This is a genomic window from Promicromonospora aerolata, assembly GCF_042682255.1.
GTDB classification, from domain to species: Bacteria; Actinomycetota; Actinomycetes; order Actinomycetales; family Cellulomonadaceae; genus Promicromonospora; species Promicromonospora aerolata.
In genome coordinates, this window is record NZ_JBHUHF010000001.1 from 2833431 (window position 1) to 2852766 (window position 19336).

Below are 19336 nucleotides of genomic sequence, written 5' to 3' on the forward strand. Positions count from 1 at the left end.
ATCTGCGCTCTGAAACCGTTCAGATCAACAAGTACCCAGCACTCAGCGGAATTGTCAGAGACCCGGGTAGAGCGGGAACTTGGCCGTCAGGGTCGCCACGCGGGCGGAGAGGGCGTCCACGTCCGTCGTCGCGCCGTCCTTCAGGGCCGTCGCGATGATGTCGGCGACCTCCGCGAACTCGGCGTCGCCGAACCCGCGCGTGGCGAGCGCCGGCGTACCGATGCGCAGGCCCGAGGTGACGCGCGGCGGGCGCGGGTCGAACGGGACGGCGTTGCGGTTCACGGTGATCCCGGCGTCGTGCAGGAGGTCCTCGGCCTGCTGGCCGTCGAGGTTCGAGTTCCGCAGGTCCACCAGCACCAGGTGCACGTCGGTGCCGCCGGTCAGCACGGAGGCACCGGCCGCCGCCACGTCCGGCTGGGAGAGGCGCTCCGCGATGATCGAGGCGCCCCGCAGCGTGCGCTCCTGACGGTCCTTGAACGCGTCGGTCCCGGCGACCTTGAACGACACCGCCTTGGCGGCGATCACGTGCATGAGGGGCCCGCCCTGCTGGCCCGGGAACACCGCGGAGTTGATCTTCTTGGCGTACTCCTCCTTGGAGAGGATGAAGCCGGAGCGCGGCCCGCCGATCGTCTTGTGCACGGTCGAGGACACGACGTCGGCGTGCGGCACCGGGGAGGGGTGCAGCCCCGCCGCGACGAGCCCGGCGAAGTGCGCCATGTCGACCCACAGCTTGGCGCCCACCTCGTCGGCGACCTCACGGAACGCGGCGAAGTCGAGCTGACGCGGGTAGGCGGACCAGCCGGCGATGATGACGTCAGGGCGGTGCTCGAGCGCCTTCTTGCGGACCTCGTCCATCTCGATGCGGTAGGTCTGCGGGTCCACACCGTACGAGCCGACGTCGTACAGCTTGCCGCTGAAGTTGATCTTCATGCCGTGCGTGAGGTGGCCGCCGTGGGCCAGCTCGAGACCGAGGATCTTGTCCCCGGCGTTGATCAGGGCGTGCAGCACTGCCGCGTTGGCCTGGGCGCCGGAGTGGGGCTGGACGTTGGCGTGCTCGGCGCCGAACAGGTCCTTGGCGCGGGCGATCGCGAGGTTCTCCGCGATGTCCACCTGCTCACAGCCACCGTAGTAGCGGCGCCCGGGGTAGCCCTCGGCGTACTTGTTGGTCAGGACCGAACCCTGGGCCTCCAGGACGGCACGCGGCACGAAGTTCTCGGATGCGATCATCTCGAGCGTGTCACGCTGTCGGGCCAGCTCTCCGTCCAGGACGGCGGCGATCTCGGGGTCGAGCTCAGCGAGCGGGGTGGCGAGCGGGTCGGGAGTCGATGCGCTCATAGCTCCTCGATTCATGCGGGACGGGGATTAGTCGGACGGCGGTGGAGGGCACACGCGCCGCGACATACCTGCCCGGGCGCACACCTTTCACGAGGTGACCCAGGGCCCAGGCGAACGACCCGTCGTCAGCATGACTCGTCGCTCCCCGGTGGTGATCCACCTGACGCCAGTCGCGACTCGAAGATCGTAGCAGCGGCCGTCGGAACCCGTGCCAGGCGACCGTCCGACGACACCGCCGTCGAACCCGAGGCCCGTGATCGCAACGAAAGTACCTGAGACCCTTTCGCGATTCACCCGTACGTCGCTATGGTGCCGCCCATGCCCTACCCCGTGTCACCGGACGCAGGTGTCCCGGAACACCAGCCGGACCGTCACCGCTCCGGCCAGTTCCAACCCACCGGACAGCCCCAGTCCGGCCCCTTCCGCACCAGCCAGCCCGGGCAGGCTGGATCCGGCCGACCACGGTCCGGCCAGCTCGCCACCGGTCCCGGGCCCCGTCCGCTGCCGCCGGGTCCCGGCCGGCCCCCGGCGGAGACCACCCGCGCCTCCGGCGGCGGCAACGGCGGTCGCAGGAACACGAGCCGTCGGGACTGGATCTGGTCGGCCGTCGCCTTCCTGATCGCCGCCGGCGTCATCGGAGCCGTCGGCTTCCACTTCTTCGGGCCCGACGCCGCCGAGGAGAGCACGGCGACCTGGGCGATCGACGCGTGTGCCGGACCCGACCCGACGGCCGCGGAGGCCGGGGCCCCTTCGGACACGCACCGCCCCCTGCCCTGCGACGACGCCGAGGCCACCGTCACGGTGCTCGACATCCAGGACGCGGTGTCCGTGGGGCAGGCACACTGCCCCACGGGTACCGACCTCGTCTTTCAGAAGGACGGCCAGGCCGGCGGCGTGACCCAGGTGGTGTGCGCCCGCAACCTGTCGGACGACCACCCGGGCGATCCCGGGATGGGCGGCGGCCAGCTCGTGACCGGCGACTGCGTGACCGAGGACGGCCGAGAGGCGAAGTGCTCGTCGGACGGCACGCGCACGGTGTCCGGGCTCACGGTCGGTGGCAGCAAGTGCCCCCAGGGGACCGCCGACCGGATCGAGCTCGGCTTCGACGCACAGCGCGGCTACGAGACGGTCTGTCTCGCCAAGTGATTCTGACCTGCGGCGTCATCTGCCGCTCACCGGGCCGAAACCAGCGGTCACCGCACCTTCGCTAGGTTCCTGGCATGCCCCGTCCTCAGCAGACCGTCTTCGAGCGCAACGTACCGGCCCGGGCTGTCGTCGACCACGCCCTCGGCACCGCACGCCAGGCGGTGCTCTGGCTGGACGACCTGGGCGAGCGGGCGGGCTTCCCTGCCCTGACGGCCTCGACCAGCGCCGACATCGCCGTGGTCGGCGGCGGGTACACCGGCCTGTGGTCGGCGTTGCACGCGAAGCAGCGGCACCCCGGCGCGCGGGTCGTGCTGGTGGAGGGACGGTCGGTGGGATGGGCGGCGTCGGGCCGCAACGGCGGGTTCTGCGGCGCGCGCCTCGCGCGCGACGACGACTACGGCCGCGGCCGCCCGCCCGATGAGTCCGATCCTCTGACCCGGCTCGGCCAGGAGAACCTCGCGGCCATCGGTGCGGCGGTGGTGGACCTGGGCCTGGACTGCCAGTGGGAGCGCACGGGCGTGGTCGACCTCGCGATCGAGCCGCACCAGATCGACCGGCTGCTGGACGCCGCCGCGCGGGCCGCCCGGGCCGGGGCCCCGCACACCTTCCTCGACCGGGCGAAGGTGCGCGCCGAGATCGCGAGCCCGACGTACGAGGCGGGCCTCGTCCGTCCCGACGCCGCCGCGCTGGTACATCCCGCCCGTCTGGCCGCCGAGCTCGCACGCGTCGCGAGCGACCTCGGCGTCGAGGTCTTCGAGCAGACCCGGGTGACCGGCCTGGCCCGCGCGGAGGGCGGCGCGCGCGGCGCCGTCGTCCTGCGCACGACGACGCCTGCCGGCGAGGCGACCCTGCTGGCGGACCGCGTGCTGCTGGCGACCAGCGCGTTCCCGTCCCTGCTGCGCCGCTACCACCGGCATGCCCTGCCCGTGTACCGCTACGCGATCGCCACCGAGCCGCTGTCCACCGCGCTGCTGGGCGCGATCGGCTGGCGCGGACGCCAGGGCCTCGCCGACGTGGCCCACCGGTCCCACCACTACCGGCTGACCGCCGACCACCGGATCGTGTTCGGCGGTCATGACGCCGTCCACCCCTACGGCGGGCAGGTGAGCAGGACGTACGAGGACCGGCCGGCGACGTTCCGGCGGCTCGCCGAGCACCTGCTGACGACCTTCCCGCAGCTCGAGGGGATCCGGCTGACGCACCGGTGGTCCGGGGCCGAGGACGTGTCCACCGGCTCCGGGGCGTTCTTCGGCCAGGCGGCCGGTGGGCGGGTGCAGCACGCTGCCGGCCTCGCGGGCCGTGGCGTCTCCGGCAGCCATTTCGCCGCGCAGGTCATGCTCGACCGGCTCGACACCCTGGACGGTGCGCCCGCCACCGAGCGCATGGCGGCGACGGTGCGGCACGCCTCCGTGCCGTTCCCGCCGGAGCCCGTGGCGGCGGCCGCCGTCCGGGCCACACGCCGGGCGCTGGACCAGGCCGATCACCAGGGCGGTCGCCGCAACGCGCTGCTGCGGTCGCTCGACGCTCTTGGCCTGGGCCTCGATACCTGATTGGCTGCTCGGACAGTCCGACGTCGAAGGAGCACACAGTGGCCACTCCCCCGGTACCCGAGAACATCGCGCAGATCCTCGCGCAGCCGAACCCCGCCGTCATGGCGACCGTCCGACCCGACGGCGCACCCGTCTCGGTGGCCACCTGGTACCTGTACGACGACGGACGCGTGCTGCTGAACCTCGCCGGCACCCGTAAGCGGCTGGACCACCTCCGGGCGGACCCGCGGGTCTCCCTCACGGTGCTCGACGGCGACAGCTGGTACCGCCACATCAGCCTCCGGGGCCGCGTGACGATCACGCCCGACGAGGACCTCGCCGGCATCGACCGGCTCTCCACCCACTACACGGGCAAGCCGTACCCGGACCGGGAGGGCTCACGGTTCGACGCGTGGATGGAGATCGAGTCCTTCCACTCCTGGGGGTACTGACCTCAGGCGTCGCGCGGCGCGTCCTGCACGCTCTGCGCGCCCGCCGCGCCCAGCACGCGCCGCAGGTAGGTGTACGTCAGATCGCCGGCCGCCTTGTCGTACTGCTCCTCGTAGCCGTGCTTCGTGTACATCGCGAGGTTCTGCTTGGAGTCCTTGCCGGTGAAGACCCATATCTCCTTGGTCTGCTCCGGCAGGTACGGGAGCACCGCGAAGAGCATCTCGGTGCCGATACCGCGGGCCTGCTTGTCCGGCGCCACGGCGAGCCGGCCGAGCGTCGCCTTCTCGTCCTCGATCTCGACGCGCACGGAGCCGATCATCCGGTGACCCTCCCAGGCGCCGATCGTCACGACGTCGTCCCGTGCCAGGTCGTCCCGCAGCTCGGCGAGCGTCTGGGTCAGGGGCGGGATGTGCGGGTCGTCGTACAGCTGGGCCTCGGTCACGAACGCGGCGCGCCGCAGCGTGAGAAGCTCGCCCGCATGGTCGTCCTCGACCAGCGCGATCGTCGTGGTGGAGTTGCTCATGAGGCCATCGTGTCAGAGGTGGCGCGCCCAGGTCGACGGCGTTCGTGGTGCAGACGGTCGCGTCAGTGGCGCCGCGTAGGTTGCTGCCATGGGGAACCACGGAGCCCAGCAGCGGGCGGAACCCGGTGAGCGGATCGACGTGCGGCCCGCCGTCGGCCGGTACGACGACTTCTACGAGGTGGTGGGCGTCAAGAAGCCCGGCGGCAAGGGCTGCTGGTGCATGAGCTACCGGGACAGCCGTGTCCCGGTGGAGGAACGTCCCGGCTACATGCAGGACCTCTGCAAGACCGATCCCGGGCCCGGAGTACTCGTCTATGTGGACGACGTCGTGGCGGGCTGGTGCTCGATAGCGCCCCGGTCCACCTACCGCCGGCTCATGAACACCCGCACCATCCCGTTCGTGGACGACCGGGATCCGTGGGTCGCGGTGTGCTTCGTGATCCGAGCCGGCTATCGCAAGCGCGGCCTCATGCATCACCTGCTCGCCGGGGCCGTGGAGCACGCCCGGGCGCACGGCGCCGAGGTGGTCGAGGGCTACCCGGCTGACGTCGGCCACGAACGCGTCGACACGACCAGCGGGTACGTCGGGACGGTGCGCATGTTCGAGGCAGCAGGCTTCCACCGTGCCGCGGAGACCGGCGGGGTGAGCGGCGGGCGGCGGCGCTGGGTGATGCGGCGCGAGCTCGCACCGGAGGAGGAGCCGCCCGGCGCGGCGGGTTAGCCTGACCGCGTGAACGACGAGACCGCAGCCACGCACTGGATCCTCACCATGTCCTGCCCGGACCAGCCGGGAATCGTGCACGCGGTCGCGGGCATGCTCGCGGAGCATGGCGGCAACATCACGGAGTCGCAGCAGTTCGGCGATCCGGCGTCGGGCCTGTTCTTCATGCGCGTGCAGGTCGAGTCGACGGCGTCCCGTGACGATCTCACCGCCGCGATGACCCAGGTGGCGGAGCGGTTCGAGATGACCTGGACGCTCGACGTGGTCGGCCGGCGCATCCGCACGCTGGTCATGGTGTCCAAGGCGGCGCACTGCCTCGTCGACCTGCTGTACCGCGAGCGGTCACAGCGCATGCCGATCGAGGTCGTCGGCGTGGTGGGCAACCACCGGGACCTGGAGGACATCGCCACGTTCTACGGCAAGCCGTTCCACCACGTCCCGGTCACCAAGGACACCAAGGCGGAGGCGGAGGCCACGCTCCGCGGCCTGGTCACCGACCTGGACGTCGAGGTGGTGGTGCTGGCCCGGTACATGCAGATCCTGTCCGACGAGCTGTGCCGCGACCTCAGCGGGCGGATCATCAACATCCACCACTCGTTCCTGCCGTCGTTCAAGGGTGCGGGCCCGTACCGGCAGGCCCACGACCGCGGCGTCAAGATCATCGGCGCCACCTCCCACTACGTGACCGGAGACCTCGACGAGGGCCCGATCATCGAGCAGGACGTCGAGCGGGTCGACCACTCCCGCACGGTCGAGGACCTGGTGGGCATCGGCGAGGACGTCGAGCGACGCACGCTCGCCCGTGCCGTCCGGTGGCACGCGGAGCGCCGGGTGCTCCTGGACGGTCGCCGCACCGTCGTCTTCCGCTGACCTGCCGCTGGCGGGCGGGTGGGCCGCAGGCTGCGGCTCGGTGCCATCGCCCACCATCAGGTTGCGGCTCGGCCGGCCCCACCCCCGCTGGGGGTCAGCCCTTCACCGCCCCTGCCAGCGCGAACGCCGAGCCCGAGATTCTCGTGACCAGCACGTACAGCCCGAGGACCGGTGCCGCGTAGAGCAAGGAGTACGCGGCGAGCTGCCCATAGGCGACCGACCCGTACTGCCCGAAGAACGCGAAGATGCTCACGGCCGCCGGCTGCTTCTCCGGGGAGAGCAGCAGCACGAACGGCACGAAGAAGTTTCCCCACGCCTGCACGAACACGAAGATGAACACGACCGCGATGCCCGGCCGCATGAGCGGCAGCACCACCTGCCGCAGCGCCTGCATGGCCGACGCGCCCTCGGTCCAGGCCGCCTCCTCCAGCGAGATCGGCACGGAGTCCATGAAGTTCTTCGTCATCCAGATCGCCATGGGCAGCGAGGCCGCCGCCATGAAGAAGATGGTCCCCGGCAGCGAGTCCAGCAGGTTGAGCTGCACGAACAGCGCGTAGACCGGAACCATGATCGCGGTGATCGGCAGGCAGGTCCCGAACAGCACCGAGTAGAGGAAGTACTTGCCGAACCGCATGCGGTACCGCGACAGCGGGTACGCGGCGAGCACGGCGACCACCACCGTGATCGCTCCCGCCCCGAAGGACAGCACGAACGCGTTCCACAGCGGCAGCCACGTCAGCTCCGGCGTCATGATCGCGGCGAAGTTGTCCGTGGTCAGGGCGTCCGGCACCCCGAAGGAGAGGGTCGCCTGCGCGTCGAACGACGCGACGAGCACCCACGCCATCGGGAGCACGAACAGCACCGCGATGGCGAGCAGCACCGCGTTCGCCGCGACCCTGGTCGCCCTGATGCGCGGTCCCGCCAGCTGGCTGGTCGTCCCGGCACGTCTCGTCTGCACGGCGGGCGCCGTCATCTGGCCGGCCATCAGTCCACCTCCGGTCGGAGCGCGCGGATGTAGATCACGGAGAAGACCGCACCCACGATGATCATCACCGTCGCGATGGCCGTGCCGTAGCCGACCTGCGCGAACTTGAACGCCTCCTGGTAGGCCAGGATGGGCAGCGTCGAGCTGTCCGTACCCGGTCCGCCACCGGTCATGACGTAGATCAGCGTGAAGACCGAGAGGGTCTGCAGCGTGGTCAGCATCAGATTGGTCGAGATGCTGCGCCGGATGACCGGCAGCGTCACCCACGCCATCCGTTGCAGACCGTTCGCACCGTCGAGCTGCGCGGCCTCGGTGAGCTCCGGCGGCACCTCGGCGAGCGCCGCCGAGTAGACCATCATCGAGAAGGCCGTGCCGCGCCAGATGTTGGCGAGGATCACCGCGAGCATCGGCATCGAGTAGAGCCAGTCGGGTCCCGCGATGCCGATCCCGCCGAGCATGGTGTTGAGCGTGCCCTCGGAGTGGAAGAACGCGTACGCGGCGAACGCGGCGACGATCTCGGGCAGTACCCACGCGGCGACCACGACGGTCGAGGCGATGGACCGCACGGGCTTGACGGCCGAGCGCAGCAGCCCGGCCAGCAGGATGCCCATCACGTTCTGCCCCACGACGGCGGACAGGAACACGAAGACGACCGTGAGCCAGAGCGACTTCGGGAAGTCGGGGTCGCCGAGCAGCGCCGTGTAGTTGTCGAGCCCTATCCATTCCGGGTTCAGGGCGGCCGGCCCCGTGAGCGCAGCGTTCGTGAACGAGCCGTAGAACGACCACACCACGGGGCCCAGCATGAAGAGCGCGAGAAGAACGACGGCGGGCGCGAGTGGAACCACCCGCGCCGCGCCGCGGGACGTGACGGCCACAGGTCAGCCCTGGGTCGTGTTCTCTTCGCCGACGATGCCGATGACGGCCTCGTCGTAGACCGCGGCGGCCTCCTCCGGCGTCTGCTGCCCGGTCATGACGGACTCCATCGCGACCATGATCTCGTTGGAGACCTTCGGGTAGTCGGAGGTGGCGGGCCGGAAGTGGGTCACGTCCACCAGGCCCGTGAAGAACTCGGTGGTCGGGTTCGACTTCGTGTACTCCGGGTCCTCCGCGACGTCGGTCCGCACGGCGATCTGGCTGTTCGCGACGTCGAACCAGAGGGAGTTCTCCCGGTTCAGTGCCATGGAGATGAACTCGAACGCGGCGTCCGGGTTCTCGGAGCCCGCGCCCATGGCGAGAGTCCAGCCACCCGACATGCTCACGGCACCCGGCTCCTGGCCCTCCTGGGTGGGCATGGGCGCCGTGCCCATCTTCTCGGACCACTCGGGCCACGGCGCGACGCCGGACTCGAGCCAGTTGCCCGCCACCCACGAGCCGTCCAGCGCGATGCCGACCTTGCCCTCCGGCAGCCATTCGGCCTGCACCGTGTTGCCGATGTTGGTGTCGAGCGCCTGCTGCGGGGTCGGCGCGAGCCCCTCGGTGAAGACGGTCTCGATGAACTCGAGGGACTCGACGAAGCCCTGCGAGCCGAGCACCCACTTGCTGTCCTCGTAGAGGGTGTCGCCGGTGCCGTAGAGCAGCATCTCGAAGCCCTGCATCACCGCCGCCTCACCCTGCGGCTTACCGGAGTACATGTTGAACGGGACCACGTCGGGGTCGGACTTCTTGATCGCCCGCGCCGCTTCGAGCAGGTCGTCCCACGACGACGGCGCCCAGTCCTCGGGCAGGCCCGCCTTGGCGAGCACGTCCTTGTTGAACCAGAGCCCGCGGGTGTCGGTGCCCATGGAGACGCCGTAGGTCTTGCCGTCGTCGCCCGCACCGGCCTGCTTGGCGCTGTCGACGAACTGGTCCCACTCGTCCCACTCCGCGAGGTAGTCGTCGAGCGGCTGCAGGTAGCCGGCCTCGACGTCCGACTTGATCATGTACGTGTCCTCGTACATGACGTCCGGCGCGGTGCTGGGCGACCGGTTCATGAGCGCCAGCTTGGTGAAGTAGTCGTTCTGCTGCGCCTCGATGGGCACCAGCTCGACGGTGACGCCGGGGTTCGCCTCTTCGAAGTCGGCCTTGACGTCCTTGAACAGCTCGTCGGCCTGCGTGAAGTTGCCGAACTTCTGGTAGGCCACCTTGATCGTGGCATCGTCGGACCCACCCCCGCCGGAGCCGCAGGCACCGAGCGAGAGGGCGAGTGCCGCTGCCGTGACGGGTGCGATGAAGAATCGTGCCGTGCGCATGAAGCTCCCTTGCGTCGTGCGAAGTCCGGCAACCTTGCCGGACAAGCTGAGGCACACGATTCACCCCGCGCGACCCGTAGTCAAGAGACTCTCCGGAGCAATTGTCAGCGCTGTCAGGTCGTCGGCACCCGCTGGGCGTCGACAGGCGCCGGAAGGCTGTCCGGCGGGACTGCAGACTTGGTCGCTGCCCGATCCGCCGAGTGCAGACATGGTCGCGGAAAGAGACCTCCTCACCATGTCCAACTCTGCACTCGGCGGATCGGGCAGCGACCAGCTCTGCAGTCGGCGGGCAGCCTCGTCAGTCCTGGGGTTCAGCCAGGGCCGCCACGGTCCGCGCCGGGACCGTCACCGTCCCGTTCTCCGTGTCCCACTCCGTCTCCTGCACGACGGCGTCCGACCCGCCGTCCTGCACCGGCGAGAGCACGTAGTCGCGGCCGGCCAGCTCCGGCACCTCCACCGACGCCGCCGTCGGCGAGGCGTTGAACACCACGAGCAGGCCGTCCAGAGCGGGGTCGACGTCGGACGAGCCAGCGAGGTCGTCCACCGACATCGTGATGACGCCGGGGACGGCGTCCGGCCCGGAGCCGGGGAACGTCACCTTCTGCCGGATCAGCTCGGCCGACCCGAGACGGAACAGCTCGGTCGAGTGCCGCAGCTCCAGCAGCTCGGCCGCCTGGGCGGAGGCGAACGCGATGTCGTCGGGGGTCGGCTTGAGCGCCGGGTCGGCCAGCAACGGACGCTGGAGCGGCCACTTGTCCTCGTTGTCGGCCGCCATCGGCAGGCCCCGCCCGAACCCGTTGTCCTGTCCGGACCAGTCGATGGCGTTGAACCAGTCGCCCGAGTCGTACGAGTTGCGGTCCAGCGACTTGGAGCGCAGCAGGTCCGTGCCCGCGTGCCAGAACGACGGCGACTGCGAGAGTGCGGCGGTCGCGAGCGACACGGTGTTCATCCGTACCCGGTCCGTCATCGGGGTGTCCGCGGGCAGCTTGAGCGCGAGCAGGTCGAACAGCGTCTCGTTGTCGTGCGCGTCGACGTAGGTCACGACCTCCTCGGGCGAGTCCGCGTAGCCGGCGGGCGAGCCCCGGTAGTCCAGGTCCTCGCCCCGGACCTGCTCCCCTGATGCGGTGGTCACCTCGTAGGACCGCAGGTTGCCGGCCAGCCCGAGCTTCACGAGGTCGCTCTGGTGGGCCAGGTCGGCTGCCTCGTCGTCGCCGCCGTCGTTGACCGACGCCGGGTCGCCGAGCCGCGCCTCGTTCCCGTTCGGGTCGGTGAACAGGCCGGTCCCGAAGCCCTGGGTGAACAGCGACGCGCCGTCGACCGGCGAGCCGCCGTGGACGGCGTCGCGCAGCCGGTCGCTGAACGTGCCGATGCCCGTGCCGCCGAGCTGGCCCTGCGTGGCCTGCTCGAAACGGGCGTTGCCTGCCACCTCACCGAAGTCCCAGCCCTCGCCGTACAGGTAGACCCCGGCCCCGTCGACGCCGTGCTCCTCCAGCGTGAGCTCGTCGAGAGCCGCCCGCACGGCCTCCATGTTCTCCCGGGAGTGGTGCCCCATCAGGTCGAACCGGAACCCGTCCACGCGGTAGTCACGTGCCCAGGTGACCACCGAGTCCACCATCAGCTGCTGCGCCATGGCGTGCTCCGTGGCCACGTTCTGGCAGCAGGTGCTGGTCTCGACGGCGCCGCTGACCGGGTGCTGCCGGTGGTAGTAGCCCGGCACCACGCGGTCCAGCACCGACTTCGGGTCCTGGCCCGACGCCGCGGTGTGGTTGAACACCTGGTCGAGCACCACCTGGAGCCCGGCCCGGTGCAGGTTGCCGACCATCGACCGGAACTCGGCGACGCGCGGGCCGCCGTCGGCCTCGACGGCGTACGAACCCTCCGGCGCCATGAAGTGGTACGGGTCGTAGCCCCAGTTGAAGCCGTCCTGTCCCTGCACCTCCGCGACGGCGGCCTGCTGCTCGGTGCCGTCGGGCGCGAACCCGGACAGGTCACCGGTCGTGGCCTGGCCCGCTCGGTCCTCCGGGATCGTGGCGATGTCGAACGTGGGCAGCAGGTGCACGGTGGTGAGCCCTGCCTCGGCCAGCGAGCGCAGGTGGGTCATGCCGTCGGAGCCCTGGACGCCGAAGGCGCCGTAGGTGCCCCGCAGCCGCTCGGGGACGGTCTCGTCGGAGATCGAGAAGTCCCGCACGTGCAGCTCGTAGATGGTCTGGTCCACGGCGTCCTCGACGACGGGTGCCGGGGTGGTGCGCCAGACCTTGGGCCGCCAGGCTGCGGCGTCCAGGTCCACGGCCACCGAGTGGGTCGAGTCGAGCGTGAGGCCCACGGAGTAGGGGTCGGTGACCACGTTGGTCTCGACCTGGCCCGTGCTCGGCACGTACACCTCGACGGCGTACCGGTAGGCGGCGCCCTGCCAGCCCACCGCGGGGCCGCCGAACTTCTTGGCGGCCCTGCCGCCGTCGAGCGTCCAGGCCCCGTCGTCCTGCCGGGCCATCGCGAACGTGTGCGGCTCGTCCTCCAGCGACGCGCCGGCCGGCCAGGCCTGCAGCGTCACCGACCGGGCGGTGGGTGCCCACAGCGCGAACGACGCGCGCTTGCTGCCCTGCCAGGTCACACCGAGCGGCCGGTCGGTGGCGAACAGGTCGTCCAGCACGCCGGGGATCTGCACGCCGGTGGCGGCGGTCAGCGTCTCACCGTCGTGCCGGGTGACGCGGAGCCTCCCCTGGAGGGCGGACGCCCCCGCGGCGCGGTCCAGGCCCTCGACCTCCAGGGTGAGGTGGCCGGCCAGGTGCGGGAAGTCCTCGGCCACCTCGGCGGGCAGGTCACCGGGCACCAGGGTGTACGACGTCGGATCCTCCGGGCTACCCGTCTCCAGGGCCCAGCTCTCGCCCGTGCCGAAGCCGTCGGACGGCACCAGGACCAGGTTCTCGCGGACCCAGTGCGCGGCCTGCTGCCCCTCCCCCGGTGTGCCCGGCGTGCCGGTCCGGACCGCGGGCACCTTGGTCTCCGGGTCCCAGGTGAACGTCACGGGGCCGCCGCCGGTGGTGTACGGGATGTTGGCGCCGTCGCGTTCGCCGTCGGCCCCGTAGTTCTCGGCCCAGGAGCCGTTGAGGGCGACCTTGAACTCGTACGATCCGGCCGGGAGCTCGAAGGTGCCGGTGTAGGTGCCGTCGTCGGCGAGGGTGAGGCGCGCGGCCTCGCAGTCGGGGGTCCAGTCGCCCGCGCAGCCCATCTCGCTGTTGTGCGAGCCGGCCACGGCGACCATGTCGATGCCGGGGTCGGGGCCGTCGGAGGTCTCTGCGCTGACGTCCACGCCCACCGACGCGTACGAGCTGGCGGCGGCGCGGTCGCCGTCGGCGTCCTGGGTCACGGCGCGGTACTCGACCAGGGTGCCGTCGGGCAGTGCGGCGCCGTCGGCGCTCACGTCGTGGAACACGCGGGGGGTCGTGTCCTCGGCGGTGCCGAGGTGGTGCCACTCGTCCGTGCCGACCGCGCGCCAGGCGAAGGAGGTCTCCGCCCAGGCGTCGTCGATGCCCGCGGCCACCGGCGCGACGCCGGACAGCGCGGCGCCCGGGCGCGCGGTCGTGCCGGGGACCACCGTGACGGTGCCCGCAGAGTCGGCGCCCACGGTGCGGTCCGCGACGAGCACGACGGCGGAGCGCGCCGGGACGGTCAGCGTCACGGCGCCGTCGGCGTCGGCCGGCACGGGGCTGTCGGTGCCGTACAGCGGGGCGAACGTGGCACCGGGGGTGAGCGCGTCGAAGGTGACCGTGCGCTCCTGGGCCGCATTGTTCGCGGCGACCAGGTGCTCCACCTGCTCGTCGCGGTGCACGCGCGAGAAGGCGTAGACGCCGGCGCCGTCCTCGGCGTAGCGCTCGATCTGGGCCCCCGTGGCGAGTGCGGGGTGCTCCTCGCGCAGGTCGGCGAGCGCCGCGATGTGCTCGTAGAGCGGGGCGTCGGTGCCGTACCGGTCGACGCTCCCGGCCTGTTCGCCGGTCACCAGGGGCTGGTTCGCGTACTCGTCGACCTCGGTCGCGAAGAGGGTCTGCCGGGCGTCCTTGTCCCCACCGGTGCCCGCGAAACCCTGCTCGTCGCCGTAGTAGACCACCGGCTGGCCGCGGGTGAGGTACATGAGCTCGTGCGCGAGCTCGTCGCGCTCGAGCGGGTCGTCGGTACCCGCCAGCATGTAGCCCACACGGCCCATGTCGTGGTTGCCGAGGAACGTCGGCAGGGCCGAACCGCTGCTGCGCGGTGTGGTGTACAGGTCGTCGGAGGCGTACAGGTCCGCGAGCCGCTGCGCGCTGTTGCCGCTCGCGTAGCTCGTGGCGGCCGCCTGGAACGAGAAGTCGAGCACGGAGCTCATGGCGGTGCGCCGCACGTACGGGGAGGTCTTGGCGGCGTCGGCGTCGTACACCTCGCCGAACGTGAAGAACTCGTCCTTGCCCTGGGCGTGGGCGTACTCCTCGATCTCGGCCGACCACTCCTCCCAGAACTCGAAGTTCACGTGCTTGACCGTGTCGATGCGGAACCCGTCGATGCCGAGGTCGATCCACGCCTGGTAGATCTCCTCGAAGCCGTCGACCACCGTGGGGTGCTCGGTCATCAGGTCGTCGAGGCCGCTGAAGTCGCCGTAGGTCACCGACTCACCGGCCCACGTCGAGTTGCCCCGGTTGTGGTACAGCGTGGGGTCGTTGAGCCAGGCCGGGACCTTCACGTCCTCGTCGGCCGGGTCGATGACCGGCGTGTACGGGAAGCTGGTGGCGGCGTCGAGCTCGGGGAAGCTGCCCGTCCCCGCGTGGTCGGCCGGGTCGAACGGGGTGCCGTCGGCATCCGTGTACGGGGCGGTGGCCTGGTCCACGTAGTCGTAGGTGCCTTCGGCGTAGTCGACGACGTCGGCCGTGTGGTTGGTGATGATGTCGAAGTAGACCTTGAGGCCGCGCGCGTGGGCGTCGTCGATCAGCGCCTCGAGCTCCGCGTTGGTGCCCAGGTGCGGGTCGATCTGCGTGAAGTCGGTGATCCAGTAGCCGTGGTAGCCGGCGCTCACGTCGTCGCCGGAGCCCTGCACCGGCCGGTTGAGGAAGCTCGGGGTGAGCCAGATCGCCGTCGTGCCGAGGCCCTCGATGTAGTCGAGGTTCTCGTGCAGGCCGGCCAGGTCCCCGCCCTGGTAGAAGCCCTTGTCCGTCGGGTCGAAGCCGGTGTCGAGGCGGTCGCCCGTCAGGCCCCCTTCGTCGTTCGAGGGGTCGCCGTTGGCGAACCGGTCGGTCATCACGAAGTAGAAGCGCTCGTCGCTGCCGGGCTGGCGCACGGGCTCGTGCACCAGAGCATCGTCCGTCTCCGTGTAGGAGCCCGCGAGGGTGAGTGGCGTCAGGGCCGTGCGGTGGGTCGTGTCGTCGTACGTGACGCGGACGGTGGCCGGGCCCTCCAGGTGCAGCGGGACGTTGTCCTGGCCGCCGTCACGTCCGTAGGCCTCGTCCCACGTGTCGTTGAGCGCGACCTTGTACTCGTAGGTGCCGGCAGGGACCTCCAGCTCGGCGACGAACGTGCCGTCGCCCTGGGGCACGAGCTCCGTCTCCGCGCACGCCGGATCCCAGTCGGCGGCGCAGCCGAGCTCGTCCTGCAGGCTCCCGACGAGGGCGGCCGTGCGGTCCCCATCTGCGGTGGCCGACATCGACGCGGTGGCCGACGCCGACGTGGCAAGCCCGAGCGACGCCACCAGGGCGACCGCGACGGCAGCAGCGCCGAGCTGTGTTGGGCGCAGGCGCGCGGTGCGAGACATGGATGACCCCTTCGTCGTCCGGAACCCCGGTGTGGAACGACGACGACTGTAATGCTTGCAGAACTTTGCAGCAAGAGTCTCAGGGCACGGTCTGCCTCAGAGCGGGAGCTTGAACCCTTCGTGCGACTGCTCGTAGCCGAGGTTCCGGTAGAACCGGTGCGCCTCGGGCCGCTGCTTGTCCGACGTCAGCTGGGCCAAGGCGCAGCCCCGTTCCCGGCCCCGCTCGTGGGCGTGCTCCATCAGGAGCCGGCCGATGCCCTGGCCGCGCAGCTCGCGGCTCACCCGCACGGCCTCGACCAGCAGCCTGGCGGCACCGTTGCGCGAGATGCCGGGAATGAACGTCAGCTGCATGACGCCGATCACCACGCCCTCCGCCTCCGCCACGACCAGCTCGTTGTCCGGGCTCGCGGCGATGGCCTCGAAGGCCCGGACATGCGGTTCGCCGTAGCTACCGGTACGGCGGGCCGCCACGGCGTCGTCGGCGATGAGCTCGACGACCCGTTGGAGGTCGTCACGCTTCGCCTCCCGAAAGACCAGTTCCATGCGCCCACCCTAGGCACGCCCCCGCGCAGGTGTCGGACGCTCGGACCACCCGGGTGACCCGTACTGCTGACACGTACGATCGTGGGGTTGCCCGTTCCCCGAGAGGCGCTCCTCCAGTGACCAGCTCCCCCGCGCCCACGACCCCGGACGCGACCCCCCGCAGCTCGTGGATCGCGCTCGCGGTGCTCATCCTCGGCGTGTCGATGGCCCTGCTCGACACGACCATCGTGAACGTCGCGCTACCGACGATCCGCACGTCCCTCGACGCGTCCGAGGGCACCCTGTCCTGGATCATCTCGGGATATGCGCTCGCCTACGGCCTGGCCCTCATCCCCGCCGGGCGGGTCGGTGACCGGGTGGGCCACAAGTGGGTCTTCGTGGTGGGCCTCGCGGGGTTCACGCTCGCCAGCCTCTGGTGCGGGCTCGCGTCGGGCTCCACCGAGCTGGTCGTGGCCCGCGTGGTCCAGGGCCTGTGCGGCGGCATCTTCTTCCCGGCCGTGACCGCGCTGATCCAGCTGATGTTCGCGGGCCGTACGCGGGGCAAGGCGTTCGCCGTGATGGGTGCGGCCATCGGGTTCTCCACGGCGCTCGGACCGATCGTCGGCGGCCTGCTCATCGAGGCGTTCGGCGAGGCGGAGGGCTGGCGCTCGATCTTCTTCGTCAACCTCCCGTTCGGGGTGCTCGCGGTGGTCGCCGCGGCGGCGCTGCTGCCGCGGATCGTCGTCGGTGGCACCGCACGCGGGGTCGACGGCGTGGGCCTGCTGCTGGTCACGGTCGCGCTGGTCGCGGTCCTGGTGCCCCTGATCGAGGGCGAGGACGCCGGCTGGCCGTGGTGGACCTGGACGTCTCTCGTGGGCGGTCTGCTGCTCCTCGTCGCCTTCGCGGCCTGGGAACGCCGGTTCGTGGCCCGGGGCGGCAACCCGCTCGTCCCGCCCCGCCTGTTCTCGCATCCTGCCTTCACCGGCGGCGTCATCCTCGCCCTGGTGTACTTCGCCGCCTTCACCAGCATCTTCTTCACCGTCTCCATCTTCTGGCAGTCCGGGCTCGGCCACTCGGCGCTGGCGGCCGGGATCGTGTCGGTGCCGTTCGCCCTCGGGTCGATCGTCGGCGCGTCGCAGAGCGAGCGCCTGGCACACCGCCTGGGCCGCCTCGTGCTCGTGATCGGCACCGGCATGGTCGCCATCGGCCTGGTGTCGCTGTGGCTCGTGCTCTGGCTCGTGCCCGTCGGCGACCTGACCCACTGGACCCTGGCGGCCCCGCTCCTGGTCGGTGGCGTCGGCAGCGGCCTGTTCATCGCCCCGAACGCCCAGTTCATCGTGGCCACCGTCGACCGAGCCGACGCCGGAGCGGCCTCCGGCGTGATCGGCACCATGCAGCGGATCGGGTCGGCGGCAGGGATCGCCGTCATCGGCTCGGTGCTCTTCGGGTCGCTCTCGTTGCCACCCGGCCGCCCGACGCCGGAGGCGGTCGCCGAATCCTTCGCCCACGCCGCGACCATGGCGATGGGCACCAGCGCCGCGCTCTCCGTCGCGGCGTTCCTGCTGGTCTTCGCGCTCCCGCGGCGGGCGGACCGCCCCGTGCCGCCGGCGTAGCCCGGGAGCCGCCGCCGCGCGCAGAACCCACCCGGGCAGTCTCTGGCGCTCCGCCGGGACTGCCGCTACGTTCCCACCATGGCGGTCACGTCCGCACCACCCGGCCCTGGCACCGAACCCGGTGCGGGGCGCTCTCGCCCCGCTGATGCCCGGCCCGCGTTCGCGTGGCTGCCGGTGGGTGCGGCGGTGCTGTTCCTGGGCGTGCTGCTGACCGCCACGAGCACCCGGTACGGCTACCACCGGGACGAGCTGTACTTCCGCATGCTCGAACCCGCCTGGGGCTACGTGGACCAGCCGCCCCTCACCCCGTGGCTGGCCCGGACGTTCGCGGAGCTGTTCGGCGACACCCTGCTGGTCATGCGGGTCCCGGCGACATTGGCGCACCTCGGCGCGATCGTGGTGGTCGCGCTGGTCGCCCGCGAGCTGGGCGGGCGCACAGGCGCGCAGGCGCTGGCCGCCTGGGGCTACGGGACGGCGGCGATCCCGCTGGCGTTCGGGCACACGTTCCTCACCGCGAGCCTCGACCTGGTGGTCTGGCCGGCGGTGCTGCTGTGCATGATCCGGGCCGTGCGGCAGGACCCGCGCTGGTGGCTCGCCGCCGGGCTGGTGACCGGCGTCGCGCTGTACAACAAGCTGCTGGTGGTGGCGCTGCTGGGCGGGGTGGTGCTCGGACTCCTCGTCGCCTGGCCGTGGTGGAGGCCCCGGGGATCGGAAGGCCGGCCCCGCTGGCCGCTCGCGACGCCCTGGCCCTGGGCCGGTGCCGTCGTCGCGCTGCTGGCCGGACTGCCGAACGTGCTCTATCAGGCCACGAACGGCTGGCCGCAGCTCGCGATGGGTGCGGCGCTCGGCGAGAACAACGCTGCCGACGTGCGCGCCGAGATGTGGCTGTTCCAGCTGCTCATGCTCGGGCCACCGCTGGCACTGGTGTGGATCACCGGGGCGGTGTGGCTGTGGCGGCGCCACCCGACGCTGCGGTTCCTGGTGGTCGCCTATCCGGTGCTGCTCGCGTTCACCTACGCGGCGGGCTCCCAGACGTACTACGCGACCGGTCTGCTCGCCGTGCTCTTCGCCGCCGGGTGCGTACCTGTCGCCACCTGGGCCCGGACGTGGGCGCTCGTCGTGGTCGTCGTGCTCAACGCGGTGGCCTGCCTGGCCATCAGCCTGCCGCTGGTACCGGTCGAGCGGCTGGGCGAGACGCCGATCGCCGACATCAACTCCTCGGCGCAGGACGCCGTCGGCTGGCCCGCGTACGTGCGGCAGATCGCCGAGGTGCACGCCGCTCTCCCGGAGGCCGACCGGAACCGGGCGGTGGTCCTCACCCAGAACTACGGCGAGGCGGGAGCCGTCGACCGGTTCGGGCCCGACCACGGGCTGCCGCCCGCGCACTCGGGGCACAACCAGCTCTGGGAGTACGGGCCGCCCCCGGCCTCGGCGACCGTAGCGCTGGTCGTGACCGAGGCTCCCGGCGCCTGGGGCGACCGCTTCGCGGAGTGCGCGGTCCAGGGGCAGCTCGACAACGGCGTCGGCGTCGACAACGAGGAGCAGGGCGTGTCGATCCTCGTGTGCCGCGAGCCGACGGGCGGCTGGGACGCGATCTGGCCGGAGCTGCGCCACCTGGACTGACCCCGTGCTGCCGGGTCA

General features: G+C 71.3%; 14 protein-coding genes and 1 riboswitch. Of the genes, 7 read left to right on the forward strand and 7 right to left on the reverse strand.

Annotated features, from left to right (window positions below):
- Window positions 1-54: 54 nt before the first annotated feature.
- Window positions 55-1335, reverse strand: coding sequence for a serine hydroxymethyltransferase (gene glyA, locus ACFSL2_RS12740; protein WP_377198219.1), 1281 nt, complete (start codon window positions 1333-1335; stop codon window positions 55-57).
- A 97-nt stretch (window positions 1336-1432) separates the two neighbouring features.
- Window positions 1433-1519, reverse strand: a riboswitch (ZMP/ZTP riboswitch).
- Between the two features lie 134 nt (window positions 1520-1653).
- Between glyA and ACFSL2_RS12745 the strand changes: the two genes are divergently transcribed.
- The 3 genes from ACFSL2_RS12745 to ACFSL2_RS12755 all read left to right on the forward strand — a co-directional run bounded on the left by ACFSL2_RS12745 (window position 1654) and on the right by ACFSL2_RS12755 (window position 4462).
- A complete protein-coding gene (locus tag ACFSL2_RS12745; RefSeq protein WP_377198220.1) occupies window positions 1654-2481 on the forward strand; it encodes a hypothetical protein in 828 nt (275 codons plus the stop codon).
- A gap of 74 nt (window positions 2482-2555) precedes the next feature.
- Window positions 2556-4031, forward strand: a complete 1476-nt coding sequence (locus tag ACFSL2_RS12750; RefSeq protein WP_377198221.1) for an NAD(P)/FAD-dependent oxidoreductase — start codon at window positions 2556-2558, stop codon at window positions 4029-4031.
- A 38-nt stretch (window positions 4032-4069) separates the two neighbouring features.
- Window positions 4070-4462 (forward strand): PPOX class F420-dependent oxidoreductase, encoded by a 393-nt coding sequence (locus ACFSL2_RS12755; RefSeq protein WP_377198222.1) that lies wholly within the window; start codon window positions 4070-4072, stop codon window positions 4460-4462.
- A 2-nt stretch (window positions 4463-4464) separates the two neighbouring features.
- On the opposite strand, the gene ACFSL2_RS12760 is transcribed toward ACFSL2_RS12755, so the two are convergent.
- Window positions 4465-4983 carry a GNAT family N-acetyltransferase gene (locus tag ACFSL2_RS12760; RefSeq protein WP_377198223.1) on the reverse strand — a complete coding sequence of 173 codons (519 nt, stop codon included), beginning with the start codon at window positions 4981-4983 and terminating at the stop codon, window positions 4465-4467.
- An 88-nt stretch (window positions 4984-5071) separates the two neighbouring features.
- On the opposite strand from ACFSL2_RS12760, the gene ACFSL2_RS12765 reads away from it, so the two are divergent.
- Complete coding sequence (locus ACFSL2_RS12765; protein WP_377198224.1) at window positions 5072-5704, forward strand: GNAT family N-acetyltransferase; 633 nt, start codon at window positions 5072-5074, stop codon at window positions 5702-5704.
- Between the two features lie 9 nt (window positions 5705-5713).
- Complete coding sequence (gene purU / locus ACFSL2_RS12770; RefSeq protein WP_377198225.1) at window positions 5714-6574, forward strand: formyltetrahydrofolate deformylase; 861 nt, start codon at window positions 5714-5716, stop codon at window positions 6572-6574.
- A 94-nt stretch (window positions 6575-6668) separates the two neighbouring features.
- Here purU and ACFSL2_RS12775 read toward each other — a convergent pair whose 3' ends face one another.
- From ACFSL2_RS12775 to ACFSL2_RS12795, 5 genes are all read right to left on the reverse strand, one after another.
- Window positions 6669-7559 carry a carbohydrate ABC transporter permease gene (locus tag ACFSL2_RS12775; RefSeq protein WP_377198226.1) on the reverse strand — a complete coding sequence of 297 codons (891 nt, stop codon included), beginning with the start codon at window positions 7557-7559 and terminating at the stop codon, window positions 6669-6671.
- On the reverse strand, window positions 7559-8434 hold the full coding sequence (locus ACFSL2_RS12780; RefSeq protein ID WP_377198227.1) for a carbohydrate ABC transporter permease: 876 nt from the start codon (window positions 8432-8434) through the stop codon (window positions 7559-7561). The genes ACFSL2_RS12775 and ACFSL2_RS12780 overlap by 1 nt, the downstream gene beginning before the upstream one ends.
- 3 nt (window positions 8435-8437) lie before the next feature.
- Window positions 8438-9787 (reverse strand): extracellular solute-binding protein, encoded by a 1350-nt coding sequence (locus tag ACFSL2_RS12785; RefSeq protein ID WP_377198228.1) that lies wholly within the window; start codon window positions 9785-9787, stop codon window positions 8438-8440.
- Between the two features lie 298 nt (window positions 9788-10085).
- A complete protein-coding gene (gene pulA, locus ACFSL2_RS12790; protein ID WP_377198229.1) occupies window positions 10086-15560 on the reverse strand; it encodes a pullulanase-type alpha-1,6-glucosidase in 5475 nt (1824 codons plus the stop codon).
- 96 nt (window positions 15561-15656) lie between these two features.
- Window positions 15657-16103, reverse strand: coding sequence for a GNAT family N-acetyltransferase (locus tag ACFSL2_RS12795; protein ID WP_377198230.1), 447 nt, complete (start codon window positions 16101-16103; stop codon window positions 15657-15659).
- 116 nt (window positions 16104-16219) lie between these two features.
- Between ACFSL2_RS12795 and ACFSL2_RS12800 the strand changes: the two genes are divergently transcribed.
- Together ACFSL2_RS12800 and ACFSL2_RS12805 are read left to right on the forward strand one after the other, a co-directional pair.
- The gene (locus tag ACFSL2_RS12800) at window positions 16220-17695 is read left to right on the forward strand and encodes an MFS transporter (RefSeq protein WP_377198231.1); all 1476 of its coding nucleotides are present in this window, start codon (window positions 16220-16222) and stop codon (window positions 17693-17695) included.
- A gap of 78 nt (window positions 17696-17773) precedes the next feature.
- Window positions 17774-19318 carry a glycosyltransferase family 39 protein gene (locus ACFSL2_RS12805; protein ID WP_377198232.1) on the forward strand — a complete coding sequence of 515 codons (1545 nt, stop codon included), beginning with the start codon at window positions 17774-17776 and terminating at the stop codon, window positions 19316-19318.
- Window positions 19319-19336: the final 18 nt, after the last annotated feature.

Coding starts and splice junctions, on each gene's coding strand:
- glyA (WP_377198219.1), bottom strand. CDS start 1,335: ATGAGCGCATCGACTCCCGACCCGCTCGCCACCCCGCTCGCTGAGCTC.
- ACFSL2_RS12745 (WP_377198220.1), top strand. CDS start 1,654: ATGCCCTACCCCGTGTCACCGGACGCAGGTGTCCCGGAACACCAGCCG.
- ACFSL2_RS12750 (WP_377198221.1), top strand. CDS start 2,556: ATGCCCCGTCCTCAGCAGACCGTCTTCGAGCGCAACGTACCGGCCCGG.
- ACFSL2_RS12760 (WP_377198223.1), bottom strand. CDS start 4,983: ATGAGCAACTCCACCACGACGATCGCGCTGGTCGAGGACGACCATGCG.
- ACFSL2_RS12765 (WP_377198224.1), top strand. CDS start 5,072: ATGGGGAACCACGGAGCCCAGCAGCGGGCGGAACCCGGTGAGCGGATC.
- ACFSL2_RS12775 (WP_377198226.1), bottom strand. CDS start 7,559: ATGGCCGGCCAGATGACGGCGCCCGCCGTGCAGACGAGACGTGCCGGG.
- ACFSL2_RS12785 (WP_377198228.1), bottom strand. CDS start 9,787: ATGCGCACGGCACGATTCTTCATCGCACCCGTCACGGCAGCGGCACTC.
- pulA (WP_377198229.1), bottom strand. CDS start 15,560: ATGTCTCGCACCGCGCGCCTGCGCCCAACACAGCTCGGCGCTGCTGCC.
- ACFSL2_RS12795 (WP_377198230.1), bottom strand. CDS start 16,103: ATGGAACTGGTCTTTCGGGAGGCGAAGCGTGACGACCTCCAACGGGTC.
- ACFSL2_RS12805 (WP_377198232.1), top strand. CDS start 17,774: ATGGCGGTCACGTCCGCACCACCCGGCCCTGGCACCGAACCCGGTGCG.